At 63.2% G+C, this 15,517-nt stretch carries 15 protein-coding genes, 1 other RNA gene and 1 pseudogene; 7 read left to right on the forward strand and 10 right to left on the reverse strand.

Annotated elements, in window-relative coordinates; all coding sequences use genetic code 11:
- Window positions 1-56 precede the first annotated feature (56 nt).
- A complete protein-coding gene (locus tag AC3EMP_RS25265; RefSeq protein ID WP_023668330.1) occupies window positions 57-575 on the reverse strand; it encodes a dihydrofolate reductase in 519 nt (172 codons plus the stop codon).
- Entirely contained in the window at window positions 575-1,591 is a 1,017-nt protein-coding gene (locus AC3EMP_RS25270) for a DUF4424 domain-containing protein (protein ID WP_352712338.1), read from the reverse strand. The genes AC3EMP_RS25265 and AC3EMP_RS25270 overlap by 1 nt, the downstream gene beginning before the upstream one ends.
- 147 nt (window positions 1,592-1,738) lie before the next feature.
- Here AC3EMP_RS25270 and cobF point away from each other — a divergent pair, with 147 nt between their 5' ends.
- Window positions 1,739-2,512 (forward strand): precorrin-6A synthase (deacetylating), encoded by a 774-nt coding sequence (gene cobF, locus AC3EMP_RS25275; RefSeq protein WP_023682093.1) that lies wholly within the window; start codon window positions 1,739-1,741, stop codon window positions 2,510-2,512.
- Between the two features lie 201 nt (window positions 2,513-2,713).
- On the opposite strand, the gene AC3EMP_RS25280 is transcribed toward cobF, so the two are convergent.
- From AC3EMP_RS25280 to modA, 4 genes are all read right to left on the reverse strand, one after another.
- Window positions 2,714-3,055, reverse strand: coding sequence for a winged helix-turn-helix domain-containing protein (locus tag AC3EMP_RS25280; RefSeq protein WP_023667411.1), 342 nt, complete (start codon window positions 3,053-3,055; stop codon window positions 2,714-2,716).
- A 69-nt stretch (window positions 3,056-3,124) separates the two neighbouring features.
- Entirely contained in the window at window positions 3,125-4,237 is a 1,113-nt protein-coding gene (modC, locus tag AC3EMP_RS25285; RefSeq protein ID WP_023735949.1) for a molybdenum ABC transporter ATP-binding protein, read from the reverse strand.
- Complete coding sequence (modB, locus tag AC3EMP_RS25290) at window positions 4,234-4,938, reverse strand: molybdate ABC transporter permease subunit (protein WP_023682096.1); 705 nt, start codon at window positions 4,936-4,938, stop codon at window positions 4,234-4,236. The genes modC and modB overlap by 4 nt, the downstream gene beginning before the upstream one ends.
- Window positions 4,939-4,953: 15 nt before the next feature.
- Complete coding sequence (modA, locus tag AC3EMP_RS25295; RefSeq protein ID WP_155923826.1) at window positions 4,954-5,748, reverse strand: molybdate ABC transporter substrate-binding protein; 795 nt, start codon at window positions 5,746-5,748, stop codon at window positions 4,954-4,956.
- Between the two features lie 159 nt (window positions 5,749-5,907).
- On the opposite strand from modA, the pseudogene AC3EMP_RS25300 reads away from it, so the two are divergent.
- Window positions 5,908-6,105 (forward strand): annotated as a pseudogene (locus tag AC3EMP_RS25300) (TOBE domain-containing protein).
- 28 nt (window positions 6,106-6,133) lie between these two features.
- Here AC3EMP_RS25300 and AC3EMP_RS25305 read toward each other — a convergent pair.
- Window positions 6,134-6,928, reverse strand: coding sequence for a thymidylate synthase (locus tag AC3EMP_RS25305; RefSeq protein ID WP_023688064.1), 795 nt, complete (start codon window positions 6,926-6,928; stop codon window positions 6,134-6,136).
- A 341-nt stretch (window positions 6,929-7,269) separates the two neighbouring features.
- Entirely contained in the window at window positions 7,270-7,581 is a 312-nt protein-coding gene (locus tag AC3EMP_RS25310) for a DUF2853 family protein (protein ID WP_023668323.1), read from the reverse strand.
- A gap of 168 nt (window positions 7,582-7,749) precedes the next feature.
- Between AC3EMP_RS25310 and ssrA the strand changes: the two genes are divergently transcribed.
- Window positions 7,750-8,108: a transfer-messenger RNA gene (gene ssrA, locus AC3EMP_RS25315) on the forward strand.
- A 212-nt stretch (window positions 8,109-8,320) separates the two neighbouring features.
- Here the strand turns inward: ssrA and AC3EMP_RS25320 are convergent.
- Window positions 8,321-9,526 (reverse strand): multidrug effflux MFS transporter, encoded by a 1,206-nt coding sequence (locus AC3EMP_RS25320; protein ID WP_023682099.1) that lies wholly within the window; start codon window positions 9,524-9,526, stop codon window positions 8,321-8,323.
- A 188-nt stretch (window positions 9,527-9,714) separates the two neighbouring features.
- On the opposite strand from AC3EMP_RS25320, the gene AC3EMP_RS25325 reads away from it, so the two are divergent.
- From AC3EMP_RS25325 to AC3EMP_RS25340, 4 genes are all read left to right on the forward strand, one after another.
- Window positions 9,715-10,398, forward strand: coding sequence for a TetR/AcrR family transcriptional regulator (locus tag AC3EMP_RS25325; RefSeq protein ID WP_023668320.1), 684 nt, complete (start codon window positions 9,715-9,717; stop codon window positions 10,396-10,398).
- A gap of 130 nt (window positions 10,399-10,528) precedes the next feature.
- Entirely contained in the window at window positions 10,529-11,074 is a 546-nt protein-coding gene (locus AC3EMP_RS25330; protein WP_023667419.1) for an SspB family protein, read from the forward strand.
- Window positions 11,075-11,092: 18 nt separating this feature from the next.
- Window positions 11,093-11,287: a DUF4169 family protein gene (locus AC3EMP_RS25335; protein ID WP_023712464.1), complete on the forward strand. Its 195-nt coding sequence runs from the start codon at window positions 11,093-11,095 to the stop codon at window positions 11,285-11,287.
- Window positions 11,288-11,300: 13 nt separating this feature from the next.
- A complete protein-coding gene (locus AC3EMP_RS25340) occupies window positions 11,301-11,522 on the forward strand; it encodes a ribbon-helix-helix domain-containing protein (protein ID WP_023712463.1) in 222 nt (73 codons plus the stop codon).
- 7 nt (window positions 11,523-11,529) lie between these two features.
- On the opposite strand, the gene AC3EMP_RS25345 is transcribed toward AC3EMP_RS25340, so the two are convergent.
- Complete coding sequence (locus AC3EMP_RS25345) at window positions 11,530-15,468, reverse strand: AsmA family protein (protein ID WP_023712462.1); 3,939 nt, start codon at window positions 15,466-15,468, stop codon at window positions 11,530-11,532.
- Window positions 15,469-15,517: the final 49 nt, after the last annotated feature.

Consider the following 15,517-nt stretch of genomic DNA (forward strand, 5'->3'; position numbering starts at 1 on the left):
AACGCGATCCGCTGCCGAGCATGTCCGTTTTGGACGTTCGCGACCCTTTTATCGTCTCAATGCACGCCGCGGCGTCGCTCGTAAACCGAATAGCGCGTCGCATGGCTGTCCTTTTCACCGGCCGGAACGTCCTGAGCGCTGACAAGGCGCCACAAATCCGGATCGATGTCGGGAAAATGCGCGTCGCCATCGACCGTCGCCAGCACATGGGTGACGTGCAGCCGGTCTGCCAGCGGCAGCGCCTGCGCATAGATCTCGCCGCCACCGATGACGCAGATTTCGTCGACGCCGTTCATGCAACGCCCGCGCACCGTGGCCAGCTGGATCGCGGCCTCCAGGGAGTGCGCTACCTCTATGCCCTCGGCGCGCCAGGCCTTGTCGCGGGTCACCACGATGTTCAATCGGCCCGGCAGCGGCCGGCCGATGCCTTCATAAGTCTTGCGGCCCATGATGACGGGCTTGCCCATCGTATCGGCCTTGAAGCGCTTGAGATCGGTGGACAGCCGCCACGGCAAGCCGCCGTCGCGCCCGATGACGCCGTTCTGCGCAATGGCGACATAGATCGCGACGTCCATCAGTTGGCTCCCCCGGCGCCGTCATCCGACGGCTCCAAAAGCAATATGTCGATGTTGTGCTCGGGATAGAGATCCTGCGCCGCCGTCTCGAAGGTCGTCGGCCCGACCTTCTTGACATTGTCGCCGCAAAACGAGATCAGCGCTTTCGGATTGCCCTTGTCGACGGTCAGCTTGAACTTGCCGATGCTGCCATTGGCCCAGTTGCCGCCGGTGGTCAGGATATAGGCTATGCGGTTCTCGTAAAAATGCGGATAACCGTCGGCCTTGGCGGCCTGCCGCACCGCATTCTCGAAGCTGTCGTCCATGCAGTAGCGGGTCTTGTAGGTCGTGTACTGGCTGCCCTCGGTGAACTTGCCGTCATAGAAGAAACTCACCGATGACGTGCCGCCGACGCTCGGTTTGTAGCGGTGCGAGACGTGGACATCCTTGTTGGCCGGAAATATCGCGCGCCACCAATAGGTTGAGCGCAACTGCCACCACGGCGTATAGACCTTGTTCGCCTCGGTACCGTCGCTGCCCGTATCCTCGATGATGATGCCGCGGTTTTCCCAATCCTCGGCGACCGTTTTCGGCAGCTTCGCCAGGGCCGCCTTGGCCGCATCGCCGAACGGATTGAACGGCACGTTCTGCGCCTTCAGATCGGCGCCGATATCGATGCCGACAGCGAACACTTTCTGCTCGAGCTGCGGCTTTGCCGGCGCTCCGTCGATCGTCACCTCGAAGCCAAGGAAATTGTCGCTCTGGTTTTCCGGGATGGCCGGCATTTCCTCCGGATTGCCTTCGATGTCCGGCAGCGGAAAAGCGACGATGGCATTTACATCCTTGTCGGTGTTGTTGTGGAAGACGTAGTCGACCGTGATCTTTTCCGGCGAGATATAGAGGTCCTCGCTTTGCATCGACACCGCGTCGCTACGCGACAGGATCAGGCCACCTGTGCCGAGTTCGGCGGTCGTATCATTGGCCAGCGCGGGCCCGGCTAAAAGCGCCAGCGCTACGGACAGAACATATTGCAACATCGAAGCCCCTCGCCAAGAATGCCGCGACCCTAGCCGTTTCAATGTGGCGTTTCAAAGCCTTCCGTCTCCCAGCAGGACGCCACAGTGTCTGGACACGCCAATCGGCGGTCTGGACTAACAGGTTTCGATCGGGCAGGAGTTCGCGTCATGCGCAAGCTTCTCGTCATCGGCATCGGCGCCGGCAATCCCGACCATATGACCGTGCAGGCCATATCAGGCCTAAACCGGGCGGACGTCCTGTTTATCCCCGACAAGGGGGCGAAGAAGAACGACCTTGCCGAATTGCGCCGCCATATCTGCGACCGTTTCGTCAGCAATCCGAAATCGCGCCGCGTCGAGTTCGACGTGCCGGTGCGCGCCGAGCCGGCGCCTTCCTATCGCTCGACCGTCGATGACTGGCACGAGGCCATCGCCCAGATTTATGAGAGCCTGGTCCGCGACGACCTTGCCGAGGACGGCTGCGGCGCCTTCCTGATCTGGGGCGACCCCTCGCTCTATGACAGCGCGCTGCGCATCCTCGCGCGCGTACGACTGAGGGGCAATGTCGCATTCGAACTGGAGGTCATTCCCGGCATCACCGCCGTCCAGGCGCTAGCCGCCGGCCACAAGATGGCGCTGAACCGCATCGGCGACCCCGTGCTGATCACCACCGGCCGCCGCCTCGCCGAACAAGGCATGCCGCACAATGCCGGCAGCGCCGTGGTCATGCTCGACGGCAAATGCGCCTTCAACACGCTGGCAGACAAGGATCTGATCATCCATTGGGGCGCCTATCTCGGCACACCGGACGAGATCATCGTTTCCGGTCGCCTGGGTGATGTCGGCGAGGAGATTGAGAGGACGAGAGAAGAAGCCCGGAAAAGAAAGGGCTGGATCATGGACACCTATCTGCTGCGTAAAGCAGGAGAGCCCGAGGAATAGCGCGCTCAAAGGTCGAGTTCCTTCGCGCCCCCCTCTGTCCTGCCGGACATCTCCCCCTCTAGTGGGGAGATTGGCCGTCACGGAGGATTTCGCCAATCGCCTAACAGATTAGCGCCCGTCTACGGGCTAGCTGATCTCCCCCTGCGGGGGAGATGTCCGGCAGGGACAGAGGGGGGTGTGACGGATCGCAAGCTTCAACCCTCACCCAGCATCAATCTCCGCCTGCAAGGCGTCCATATGCGTGGCCGCCGCTGCCGCCGCAGCGCGCTCGATAGCGCGAAAACGGCTGACAACTGCAAGGCCAACTGAGGTCAGCTGTGCGCCGCCGCCCTTTTTGCCGCCGGTCTGCGCCGCGACCAGTGGCTTGCCGAACACACGGTTCATATCTTCCACCAGATCCCAGGCGTGCTTGTAGGACATCTCCATGCCGCGTGCCGCAGCCGAGATCGAGCCGAAAGTGGCGATCTGCTCCAGCAATTCGATCTTGCCCGGACCTATGCGCCCGTCCGGATCGAGATTTATCCGCAGGCTCAGCGACGGCATCTCTTGTCCTCCACAGTCACACTAGCCCCTCTCGACCCATAGCGCTATTCCAAAACGATATAGCGGCTATCAGCCATCCGCTTCGGCCGGCAGCCCGGCGCCGGTGTTGGCACGGTCGAAACTGACCGTCTTGATCACCGCGAACACCTTGCCGCCGAGATGAAGTTTCAGCACCTGCCTGGATTGTTCGGTAATGCGGGCAAGCACGGTTGCGCCATTGCAGTCGATGCCGATTTCGACCGTCGGACCCTCGCCCGGACCGATTGCGACGATGGTGCCCGGCAGGATGTTGAGCGCACTGAGACCTTTCGGCAGTTCGGTGGCGATCATCACGTCGCGGGCGCGGATGCGGATGCGCACAGGCGCGCCGACCGAGACCGCCAGAAGCGGCACCCGGATTTCGCCCGCCGCCGAGCCGAGCACGGTCATCCCGAAGATCTCATCATGGCGCAGCACCTTGGTGTCGAGCACCGCGCCGCCCTCGCCGCGTTCCTCCGCCGTCAGCAATTCGAGCCGTTGCATGATCGCGCCGGTCGGGCCTGAGGCAGCGACCTTGCCTTGCGCCATCACCACCACGTCGCTGGCCAGCCGCGCCACCTCGGCGACGGAGTGGCTGACATATACGATGGGCAGCTTGGTCTCGTCGCGCAGCCGCTCGATATAGGGCAGGATCTCGGCTTTGCGCGCATCGTCGAGCGAGGCCAGCGGCTCGTCCATCAACAGCAGTTTCGGGCTGGCAAGCAGCGCCCGGCCGATCGCCACGCGCTGCTTCTCGCCGCCCGAGAGCTTTGCCGGTCGCCGGTCGAGCAGAGGACCGATGCCGAGCAGTTCGACGACCGCGTCGATATCCGCATAGCGCTCCGCCGGTGGCGTGAACCAGCGGCCATAGCGCAGATTGCCGGCCACGCTCATATGCGGAAACAGCCGCGCGTCCTGGAACACCATGCCGATCCGGCGCTTGTGCTTCGGCACGAAAATGCCGGCATCGGTGTCGACCAGCACACAGCCGTCGACCGCGATACGGCCCTTGGTCGGCCGGATCAGGCCGGCGATCACGTTGATCAGCGTCGTCTTGCCGGAGCCCGATGGCCCGAACAGCGCCGTCAGCCGCCCGGCGCTTTCGAAACGCGCGTCGACGGCGAAACCGCCGAGCCGATGGCTGATGTCCACCAGCACGCTCATTCGATGTCCATCCGCCGGCCGACGCGCCGCGCCAGCACTTCCGAGGCGACCAATGCGGCCATCGAGATGACGATGGAGATCAGCGTCAGCCTGAGCGCCCCGTCATCGCCGCCAGGCACCTGCGTGAAGGTGTAGATCGCCGAAGGCAGCGTCTGCGTCTCGTTGGGAATGTTGGAGACGAAGGTGATGGTGGCGCCGAACTCGCCCATCGCCTTGGCGAAGGACAGGATCGAGCCGGCGATCAGCCCGGGCAGGATCAGCGGCAGCGTGATGGTGGCGAAGACCCAGAGCGGGTTGGCGCCGAGCGTTCCCGCCGCTGCCTCCATTTTGCGGTCGACCGCCTCGATCGACAGCCGGATCGCCCGCACCATCAGGGGAAAGCCCATGATACCGCAGGCCAGTGCGGCGCCGGTCCAGCGAAACGAGAAGACGATGCCGAAATGCTCGGCCAGGAACGCTCCCGCCGGCCCGCGCCGGCCGAAGGTAAGCAGCAAGAGATAACCTGTCACCACCGGCGGCAGGATCAACGGCAGGTGAACCACACCGTTGAGCAGCGTCTTGCCCCAGAATTTTCCACGGGCCAGCAAAAGCGCCATCAAGATGCCCGGCGGCAGGCTGAACAGCATCGCCACCGTCGCCACCTTGATCGACAGCCGGACCGCATTCCATTCGTCGGGAGTGAGGTCCAGCAGCCAGTTCATGCGTCAGCCGCTACCTTAATTGCTCGGCGTGAGCACGGTGAAACCCTGATCCCTAAACAGCTCCACCGCCTTGGCGGACTGCAGGCACTTCAGGAAAGCCGGGGTATCCTTGTCCTTCGAATCGGTGGTCTGGGCAACCGGATAGATGATCGGCGGGTGCGAATCCTCCGGGAAGGTGCCGACCACCTTGACTCCCTTGTCGGCATGCGCGTCGGTGGCATAGACGATGCCGAGCGCGGCCTCGCCCGTTGAAACCAGCTTCAGCGCGGCGCGCACATTCTCGGCCTGCGCCACCTTGCCTTCGACCGACGACCAGACGCCGAGCGATTCAAGTGCCGCCTTGCCATACTTGCCGGCCGGCACCGCCTTGACGTCGCCCATGGCGAGCTTGCCGTCGCTGATCAGCTTGGCGAGGTCGAAGCCTTTCTCGATCCTGGTTTCGACCTTGGAATCCTTCGGCGCCACCAGCACGATCTGGTTGCCGAGCAGTTTCACCTCGGTGTCCGGCTTGGTCAGTTTCTTGTCGGAGAGATATTTCATCCAGTCGAGGTCGGCCGAGATGAACACATCGGCGGGCGCCCCGAGTTCGATCTGCTTGGCCAGGGCCGAGCTCGCGGCGTAGGAGACGGTCGCCGCTTCACCGACATCGGCTTCGCAGGCCTTGGTGACGGCGTCGAGCCCGTCCTTGAGGCTGGCTGCGGCAAACACGATCACCTTGTCTCCCGCGTGAGCCGCCGGCATCGCGGCCATCAGAGCTGCGGCAAAGCCGCCAATCGCGATTGCCCTCATACCAAAACCTTTGTGCCCCAACATGAAAACTCTCCCTGGGCTTGAAATCTGCTGGCTCGACTCCTGCCGACCGATATATCTGGATGAATATAACAAGGGAAGGCCGCCTCCTGCGAAAGCGTATGTTCGGCATCGATTGTTCTGGTTTGGACGTGCACCGAAACCCGGAAAGGAACTCCGATGAAGATCAGCGCCCGCAACATCCTCAAGGGAACGATCGTCGAGATCGTCAAAGCACCTCGCCTGTCCGCGGTGATGTCGCCGGCTCCGTCGTCACGCTTCGATCACCAACGAGGCCGTTGCCGATCTCAAGCTCGAAAAAGGCAAGCAGCCTATGCCATGATCAAGGCAACCGACGTCATGGTCGACATCGATTGAGGGTCGGAATTGATTGACGGTGGACGGATCAGACCGCGATCGGCGCCTTGATCGAAGCGTCGGCAAAATAGTTTTCCAGCCGGAAATCCTCGAAGCGGAAGGCGAACAGGTCCTTCACCTCCGGATTGATCCACAGCGTCGGCAGCGCCTTGGGTGTGCGCCGCAATTGCTCGCGCGCCTGCTCGAAATGGTTGGAATAGAGATGCGCATCGCCCAGCGTATGGACGAACTCGCCGGGCTTCAGCCCGGTCACCTGCGCCACCATCAGGGTCAGCAGCGCGTAGGAAGCGATGTTGAAGGGTACGCCGAGAAAAATGTCGGCCGAGCGCTGGTAGAGCTGGCAGGACAGCTTGCCGTCCGAGACGTAGAACTGGAACAGGCAGTGGCAGGGCGGCAGCGCCATCGCCTCCACTTCGGCCGGGTTCCACGCCGAAACGATCAGCCGGCGTGAATTCGGATTCCTGCGTATCTCCTTCAGAACATTGGCAATCTGGTCGATCGACCCGCCATGGCCATCCGGCCAGGAGCGCCACTGCTTGCCATAGACCGGGCCGAGATCGCCATTCTCGTCGGCCCATTCGTCCCAGATCGAAACGCCATGATCTCTAAGGTATTTGATGTTGGTGTCGCCGGCCAGGAACCACAGGAGTTCATGGATGATCGACTTCAGATGCAGCTTCTTGGTGGTGGTGACGGGAAAGCCGCGCGACAGGTCGAAGCGCATCTGGTACCCGAACACCCCACGCGTGCCGGTGCCCGTGCGGTCGCCACGGTCGGCGCCATTGTCCAGCACATGCTGCAAAAGGTCGAGATACTGGCGCATCGGCTTCGCCTCGATTCGGGGTTACCGCCATCATAACCGACTGGCCGCCGGCCGAACACAGCAAAAGGACCAGAACGCGGCTTGCCCCATCACTCTTCAAGGGTTAGCGCTGCCCCTCACCTGCCTGCCGGCATCCTCTCCCCGTATAGGGACGGGGAGAGGGGCGCTGTGATCAGCGGTTTCGCCAATCACAAGCGTTCGAGAGAGAGAGCCAAGGCTGCGGTCAGCCCTTTCTCCCCGTCACTATACGGGGAGAAATGCCCGGCAGGGCAATGAGGGGCGGTGCTGACCTCCGGTGAGGAGCAAAATCAAACGCGCGCTCTGCCTATCGGCAATAATCTCTACAAAGAGCCGAGCTTGCCCAGATCCTTGGCGACCAGATAGTAGAAAGTCACGCGGCTCTTGGAGCTGTCGGCGGCCAACGCCTTGCAGGTCTTCTCGATCGCTGAGTCGGCTTTCGCCCCGTCGGTCACGCCAAGTTTCTTGGCAACCCAGTTGGTCTTGACGCGCTCCAATTCCTTGGGGTCGGTGCAGGATACCAGCGAGGAATCGCGGTTGCGCAGCGCGATGCCCAGATGTTTCACAATCTTGGCAACCACATCGGCATTTGCGGCGGCGTCGTATTTCTTCACGTCTGCGAGATAATCGGCCATCAAATTTCCCCATGTCGGCGCCACGGGATCCGATCGATGAGGGCTGTGGCGCGCTGCCGCAACTTGTGCGCTCGGTCGATACTCCTCACCATCGCAAAGCTTCGGTTGAGACCGCCCGCGAGTCAACCCTCGGCGCCGCAGTTTGGTGCGGCCAAGAAGTGTCATTGCGGCCTTTCATTTTGTGCGCCCGCCCCCTATATTCGTTTTGTCGGCTTGACCGACTATGGCGATAAATGGGCGATGTAATAAGCCGTTCGGACCCGGGGGCGGTACCCGGCGCCTCCACCAAGAACCGTTCTGTGATCAGAGCGGCTGTTGCTGGGGGCGAAATAGGATCGACGAAGGTGTAAAGATCGTACTTTTGCCCGGCATGGTACCACCGTCATCGGGCTAAACCTGTAGTTGCAAATGACAACTATGCGGAAGCACGTCTCGCCGCGTAAGCGGTGCGATAGCTTCAAATCAAGCCCTAGAGGTTCGCACTTCTAGGCGGGGTTCGGAGGTACCTGGCAACAGAAACCTCCACTTCTCCCCTCCTCGATATCGTAGGCTCAATGCCGGCTGCCGCTGGCCGGATTTCGCATGACGATGGGCCGCGAAGCCTACACCAAATTGAGCCATGAGCTGGTGCAATTTGCCGCTGGCGTCGGTCGAAGGCCGTGGTTCTGGCCGGGGCCGGATTACCCCAGACGTGAAAAAGGCCGGGATGACCCGGCCTTTCCGGTCGATTGCGGTCAGCTTACTCGGCCGGCGCTTCAACGGCTTCGCGCGAGCGGCCAAGCGTCAGTTTGGCCAGCGTGAACGAGATCACCGCGCAGAGCGTGATGCCGGCCACCATGGGCAGCGGGGTGCCGTCGAAGAAGATGCCGGCGACGCCCATCGCCAGCGCACCGATGGCGAAGTGCAGGGTGCCCATCAGCGCCGAGGCCGTGCCGGCGATCTCGCCATGCTCTTCCATGGCCAGCACCGACGTCGTCGGGATGACCAGGCCGAGGAAGCCGTAGCCGACGAACAGCAGTGCCGCCATAACATCGAGCCGGTCGACGCCGGTCGCCATGACTGCGAACAGCACAACCATCGTCGTGGCATAGCCGGTTACCGCCACCCAGACGACGCGCTTCAGCCCGAAGCGCTCCGACAGCATCCCCGTCAGTTGCGACATGCCGATGAAGGCCACCGCATTGATCGAGAAGAACACGCTGTAGACGGAAGGCGACAGCCCGTAATGGTCGATCAGGATGAAGGACGAACTCGAGAGGTATACGAAGAAGCTGGCGATGCCGAAGCCGGCGATCGCCACCAGGCCGAGGAAATTGCGGTCACCCATGAGGAAGCGATAGCCGGCGAGTGCGGTTCCGAAGGACGAACCGACGCGTTCTTCCGCCGGCCGCGTCTCCTTCAGCGAGGTCGCCAGCAGAATGGTGGCCAGAAGGGCCGCGCCCGTCACCGTCCAGAACACGGCGCGCCAGCCAAAATTCTCGATGATCTGGCTGCCGGTCAGCGGCGCCAGGATCGGCGACACCGAAAACACCAGCATCAGCAGCGACATCAGCTTGGCGGCTTCGGTGCCGGTGTGCAGGTCGCGCACGATGGCGCGCGGCACCGCCATGCCGGCGCTGGCGCCCAGCCCCTGCAGGAAGCGGAAGGCGATCAGCCATTCGATGGTCGGGCTCATGGCCGAACCGATACCGCCGACCATGAACAGCGCAAGGCCGCCGTAAAGCGGCAGCTTGCGGCCGACCATGTCGGAGATCGGTCCGACGACGATCTGGCCGAAGCCCATCGACAGGAAGAAGATCAAAAGGCTCATCTGAACGGCGGCGGTGCCGGCATGCAGATCCTCGCCGATCGAAGGCAACGCCGGCAGATACATGTCGATGGCGAAGGGGCCGATAGCGGACAACAGGCCGAGCACGACCGCGATGCGGAGGAATTTGGGACTCATGATAAAGGCTTCTTTCAAGTCTGGTTGGCGCCGCCAACGCGACGACTAACCCTAGGACGTTCCATCCCGTTGAAATCCGACGGCTCAGAGCGAGATTATTCGTCTCTACGGAGCGAATTCACCATTTTTTGTGTCCACAAATTTAGACAGCCTTGTCTAATTCGTCAATCACCTCTATATAGATTTCTATGAAGCTTGCCGTTTCTCCTGACATTTTCCCGCCACGCGGCCACGAGGCCAAGCGTATGTCGATTATCGATGCGGCGGCTTCGGTCTTTTGCCGGGAAGGCTTTGCCGGCGCCAATATCGACCTGATCGCGGTGGAGGCCGGCGTGTCGCGCCAGACCATCTATAATCACCACCGCGACAAGGAAAAGCTCTTCATGGCTGTGGTGCGCGATCTGACGGAGCGCTGCAATGCCGGCATCTTCGCCACCTTCGCCTCTTTCCCAGACCAGCCGAAGGATCTGGAAGCCGACCTGATCGGCTTTGCCGTGCGCATGAATCAGAACTGCATCTGCAACCGCGACGGACGCTTCCTGCGCAAGCTGATCCAGACCGAAGGCGAGCGCTATCCCGAGCTCTTCGCCGAATGGCGCGACCAGGGGCCGGGCCGGACCTGGCCGGCACTTGCCGCCCGTTTTGCCCGCCTCGCCCATGCCGGCCATCTCGCGGTCGACGATCCCGATGTCGCCGCACGCCAGTTCCTGGCGCTAGCCAACGCCGAACTGCAGACCACCTTCATGCTCGGCGGCATGCCGTCGGAAGATGAAGTGCTGCAATCCGCGACCCACGGCGTGCGCACATTCCTGCGCGCCTTCGGCAAGCGCAGATCAGCGGCAGCGGTGGAAAAACAGCTGGCCAGCGCCTGAACGCCAAAGCAGGCGATCAAATCGTCCGTTACGGGCTTCGCTTCGGCGCATCAGCGATCTATATCCGGTTTACGCCGCGCTCAAGCTTGATTACAGCTATGCGGACGATTCAACGGAACCCGACCAGCACATGGCCGACGACCACATCCGCTACGACATCCTGGCCCAGGAGGCATTGCGCGGCGTCATGCGCAAGGTCCTGGCCGAAGTCGCGCGCACCGGCCTTCCCGGCAATCATCATTTCTTCATCACATTCCTGACCGGCGCGCCGGGCGTGCGGGTGTCCTCCAGGCTGCGCGAGCGCTATCCCGAACAGATGACCATCGTCATCCAGTTCCAGTATTGGGACCTCAAGGTGACCGATACCGGCTTCGAGGTCGGGCTGTCCTTCTCCGACGTGCCGGAGAAGCTGGAAATCCCGTTCTCGGCCGTACGCGGCTTCTACGACCCATCGGTCAATTTCGAACTCGAATTCGACGTCAAGACCGACGTCCCGGCGGAAGACGATGCAGCCGCCCAGCCGGCTGCCGAGCCTTTGGCTATCGTCTCCGAGAAAAAGCCGAAGGCCGAGAAGAAGGCAGCTGCCACTGAGGCGGAGAAAAAGCCCGCCGTGGCCGATGCCGCCGCCGGCAAGGGCGCCGACGTCGTGTCGCTCGACGCCTTCCGCAAGAAGTAGCGGGACGGTCGGCGCGACATGGGCGAAATCGTCAACCTTCGCCAGGTCCGCAAGCAGAAGGCGCGCACCGAAAAGGAAAAGCTCGCCGGCGAGAACCGCGCTCTGCACGGCCGTTGCAAAGCCGAAAGAACTCGTGACCGTCTGACATCGGACAAGGCCGAAAAATTCGTCGCCGGCCACCGCCGCGAACGCCCGGAAGACCAGGGCGATTGATGGACCGCCTGCGGTGAGCCCGGTCGAAAAACGCTCCGTGACCATCCGCGGCCATCGCACCAGCTATTCCCTCGAAAAACCCTTTTATGACGATCTCGTCGCCATCGCCGCCGCGCGCAAGCTGACCCTTGCTGCCCTGGTCGCGGAGATCGACGAGACAAGACCGCGCGATGCCAATCTGTCCTCGGCGCTCAGGCTCCACGTGCTGGACTGGGCCAAGCGCGACGCCGTCTGAATGGTTCTTAATTGCCCAGCGACTTCAGCAAATTGTCGACCGAGAACGGATTTGTCCTGGGCTTCGGCGGCGCCGGGGCCGAACCGTCACTGACGCCGGGAAGTGAGCGGTCGACCTTCGGCGCCTGCTCCTGAGCCTTGCGCTCGGCCTCCAGCCTGGCTTTTTCCTGCGAAGCGATCCGAGCCTGTTCGGCCTTCTTCCGTTCGTCCTCGGCCTTGGCGGCGTCTTCGGCAGCCTGCTCTTCGGCCTGCGCTTTCGCGTCCGCATCCGCCTTGGCCTTGGCGTCAGCCTCTGCCTGCGCTTTCGCATCGGCATCGGCCTTTGCTTTGGCATCCGCCTTGGCCTTGGCATCCGCTTCGGCCTGTGCCTTCGCATCTGCCTGCACTTTCGCCTTGGCGTCGGCCTCGGCTTTGAGCCGTGCCGCTTCCTCCTGCTTGCGCAATTCCTCGGCGGCGTTGTCGCGCTCGGTCTGCAAGGCGGCGTAATAGCGCACCTCGCGCCGCAGCCGCTGCTTCTCGAGCAGTGCGGCCTGCATCGCCTCGACCCGCTGCTGCTCCTTTTCCAGCGCGCGCTGGGTCAAAAATTGCGCCAGCGGCTCGCTGTCGAACTGCTTTTTCAGCGCCCCGAACGGCCCATCGACGCTGAAATTGACCGTCGGATCGGAGCCGACCAGCGCCTCGTCGCCAGGCTTGTAGGTGACCGCGCCCTTGGTGGCGACGGTGCCGGTGTTGAGGTCGGCCGTGATGTCGGCAGACAGCGTCGCCGCCTGGTTTTCGAATTTGATCGGTGGTGCCCGCAACGTGCCGCCGGCGACCGTGAAGGCGATGTCGGCATCGCCGGCAGCAAAGCTGCCGTCGCCAGCGATCTCAGGTGCAAAGCCCGCAGTCTTGGCCACGTCGATGTCGCGCCCGATCGCATCGGCCTTGGCAATCAACGCGCCGAAGGCATCGGGATTGACGCCGGCAATGGTGAGGCCTTTCAGCGCCGCCGTGCCCGAGCCGGAGAGTGCGGCAATCATCGCGTCGACCGATTTGCCGCTGGTCGACAGCCCTGTCGAGAAGTCGCCGCTGCCACTCAAGCCGGCAGCCGGCAGCACAGTCGCCAGGTCGGCGCCGGCAAGCCTCATCTGGCCGGAGAACAGCCCCGTGCCGTCCGTGTTCTTCAACTCGAACAATCCGGTGAGCGCGCCGCCGAGCAGTTTTGCCTTCAGGTCCGAAACGCGGATGCCTTCCTGGTCCAGTTTCAACGACAGCGACGCGTCATAGGCTGTCGCCAGCGGTCCGGCGGCAAGCGTCGCCGTCGCCAGGTCGAGATCGGCGCTGAACGGCAGGCTGGATTTCTGGCTGAATGGCGCCGTCGGCCAGTTCGCGTTGCTGCTGAGGAACGACTGGTCACCGAACAGCGCAACCGCAATCGGGTCGAGGTCCAGTTCGTCGAGCGCCAGCGCACCGGCAAAATGCGGCAGCCCCTGCTTCGCATCGATGTTGACGTCGCCCGAAATCTCCGACTCGTTGATGGATCCGCTGAGGCCGCTCAACACCAGCAGGCCGTTGCCGAAATCGGCATCCGCGCTGAGCGAGGTCGAGGTGCCCGTTCCCATACCCGGCAGGCCGGCGCCGGTCGTCATCAGCCAGGGCTCGATGTCGGAAGCGTCGAGGCCGATCTTGCCCTTGGCGGTGGCGCCTTGCGGCGTCTGAGCGACGGTGCCGTCGAACGTCGCCTTGAAGTCATCGGCGGCGAAATTGAAGCTCGTCGCCAGGCCGCCGCCGAGCGTGCCTTTGGCCGAAATATCGGTGCTTGCCTGGCCGAGCATGCCGAGCGGCAGCGCCGGCAGGCCGTAGAGCGCCAGCAGCACGGTGGCGTCGGGATTTTTGGCGTTGAAGGTCAGCGTCACCGGCGCGTCGAGCAACTGGCCGACGGCACCCTTGCCCGACAGCGACGCCGAAAAGGCCGAACCGCCGGCCTTGCCTTGTCCGCTCACCGCCAGCCCGGTCGTGCCGTCGCCATTGTCGGCGGCGCTCGCCACCAGATCGACGCGCGCGTCCTGGAACAGTTCAGGATAGGCGGCCGTGCGGCCAGCCAGTCCCTTCAGCATCAGATTGTCGGGATAGTGTTGCGCGGCAATGTCGATCAGCGGCTTCAGATCGACGGCGACCACCGAGGCATCGAGCTTGCCGGTCGGGCTTGCCGGAAAATCCTTGATCCGGCCGGTGGCGCTGATCGAGGCGCCGGCAAGGCCGCCAATCGACAGCCGGTCGATTTCGAGCAGCCCGTCGCGGAGCCGGAGCGCGGTATCGACCGTGTCGGCGGTGAGCCCGCCGGCATTGACCGGCCCTGCCTTGATCTGAAAATCGAGGTCACGGTCGGAAAAGCGGTTGGCGCCCTTGTCGCTGACGAAGATCGAGGCGAAGGCCGTCAGCCCGTCGACATCGAGTTCGCCGCCCTCGAGCCGCATCAGCACCGAGGACTTGGCGTCGTCGGGCTGGTTGGAATCGATGCGGCCGGTGAACTTCGACTTGCCGAGGATCAGTTCGAGATCGCTGAACGCCTGGCGCTTCTCCGACAGGTCCACCTTGGCCTTGAAGCCGGCGGCCGGCAGCCGGCGGATCGCCTCGTCGACATCTTTCGACAACCAGGCAGCAAAGCCGGAAGGCTGCGCCACCGCCAGCAGCATGGAGCCGCTGAAACGGAAATGATCTTCGACGCTGAGCATGCCGCTGGCTTCCAGCGTCGTGCGCCCGGGCAAGGTCGCGGCCAGCGATTTCACCGACCAGCCGCCCTCGACCGGCTCGGCCGAGAGATGCACGTCGCGCACCGTGGTGTCGCCAGCCACCACCGCCGGCAGCTTGACCTCGACAGTGCCGGGGATGCTCGGCTTCGGCAGGACGAGCAGCGCCTGCTCGATTCCGGCAATGCGCTGGTCCAGCGTCAGGCCGGCGCCCTTCTCAGCGCCCACCGCCTCGTCCAGTTGCACCTGCGCGCCATTGGCCTCGATGGCGAAGTTCGGCCTAAGGCCGAGATCGACCGAAGCCTTGCCGTCGGCTGTGTAGGGATTGTCGAGCGGCCCGGTCTCGAAGCGGAATTCGTCGACGCCAAGCTTCTGGTGGTCGAGCGAGAACTTGCCGTTCAGCCTGAACCCCGGATCGGGTTTGCCGGCTCTGATTTTGACGCTCTCGCCATCGCCGCCGCGCAGTTCGGCGCTGTTTTTGTCGTTGCCGGAAATCTTGAACTGGCCGGAATAGACGGCAGCCCCATTGACGATGCCGGCATTGCCGTCGGTTTCGATGACCAGTGGATAGGCATCGGGATCGACCTTGAGCCTCAGCCGCATCTGGCCGCTGCCTTCGGCCTTGCCGGTCGAAGCCGCAACCGTCGAACGCAGTCCGTCGAGCAGCAACGTTCCGTCCATGCGCCACGGCCCGGCCAGCGACTTGGCAGAGATGGTCGAATTGATCTCGGAAATCAGATGGCTGCGCCCGCCTGCGGCATGGCGGAGCGCAATTTCTCCCTCCGTCACCGTGAGCTTCTCGATCGAGATCTGGTTGAGATCGAAGGGCGAGGACGGCCGTATCGCCCAGTCGACCGTGCCGTTATCGGCGATGTCGATCGTCGCCTTCGGATGCACCAGCCGCATGTCGAAAATCAGCACTTCGCCGCGCAGGAACGGCGCCAGTTCCGCGTCCATCGAAAAGGTCTCGACGGTCATTGCCGGCTGGCCGCCGGGACCGCCGGCGACCGTGACGTTTGAGAAGGTCACCGAGGGGAACGGCAACAGGCGCGCCGTGGCGTCGCCTTGCACCGTCACCTTGCGGCCGAGAATGGCGCTCGCCTCGCGCTCGAATTGGGCGCGGTACCCGGTCCAGTCGACAAAATACGGCACCACCAGCGCCGCAACCAGCACCAGCACAAACAAGCCACCGAAGATCACGAACAGGCGTGCGAGCATCAGCTCCGAACGGGTTGATTGAAAGTCAGCCGCACTCTACCCGCATCAG

The organism is Mesorhizobium sp. P160219, assembly GCF_057786095.1.

Bases quoted from the DNA above. Each gene is read 5' to 3' on its own strand.
- AC3EMP_RS25270 (WP_352712338.1), bottom strand. From the start codon at position 1,591: ATGTTGCAATATGTTCTGTCCGTAGCGCTGGCGCTTTTAGCCGGGCCC.
- AC3EMP_RS25345 (WP_023712462.1), bottom strand. From the start codon at position 15,468: ATGCTCGCACGCCTGTTCGTGATCTTCGGTGGCTTGTTTGTGCTGGTG.
- AC3EMP_RS25305 (WP_023688064.1), bottom strand. From the start codon at position 6,928: ATGCGCCAGTATCTCGACCTTTTGCAGCATGTGCTGGACAATGGCGCC.
- AC3EMP_RS25265 (WP_023668330.1), bottom strand. From the start codon at position 575: ATGGACGTCGCGATCTATGTCGCCATTGCGCAGAACGGCGTCATCGGG.
- AC3EMP_RS25320 (WP_023682099.1), bottom strand. From the start codon at position 9,526: ATGAGTCCCAAATTCCTCCGCATCGCGGTCGTGCTCGGCCTGTTGTCC.
- AC3EMP_RS25325 (WP_023668320.1), top strand. From the start codon at position 9,715: ATGAAGCTTGCCGTTTCTCCTGACATTTTCCCGCCACGCGGCCACGAG.
- modB (WP_023682096.1), bottom strand. From the start codon at position 4,938: ATGAACTGGCTGCTGGACCTCACTCCCGACGAATGGAATGCGGTCCGG.
- AC3EMP_RS25335 (WP_023712464.1), top strand. From the start codon at position 11,093: ATGGGCGAAATCGTCAACCTTCGCCAGGTCCGCAAGCAGAAGGCGCGC.
- AC3EMP_RS25310 (WP_023668323.1), bottom strand. From the start codon at position 7,581: ATGGCCGATTATCTCGCAGACGTGAAGAAATACGACGCCGCCGCAAAT.
- modC (WP_023735949.1), bottom strand. From the start codon at position 4,237: ATGAGCGTGCTGGTGGACATCAGCCATCGGCTCGGCGGTTTCGCCGTC.
- cobF (WP_023682093.1), top strand. From the start codon at position 1,739: ATGCGCAAGCTTCTCGTCATCGGCATCGGCGCCGGCAATCCCGACCAT.
- AC3EMP_RS25280 (WP_023667411.1), bottom strand. From the start codon at position 3,055: ATGCCGTCGCTGAGCCTGCGGATAAATCTCGATCCGGACGGGCGCATA.
- AC3EMP_RS25330 (WP_023667419.1), top strand. From the start codon at position 10,529: ATGGCCGACGACCACATCCGCTACGACATCCTGGCCCAGGAGGCATTG.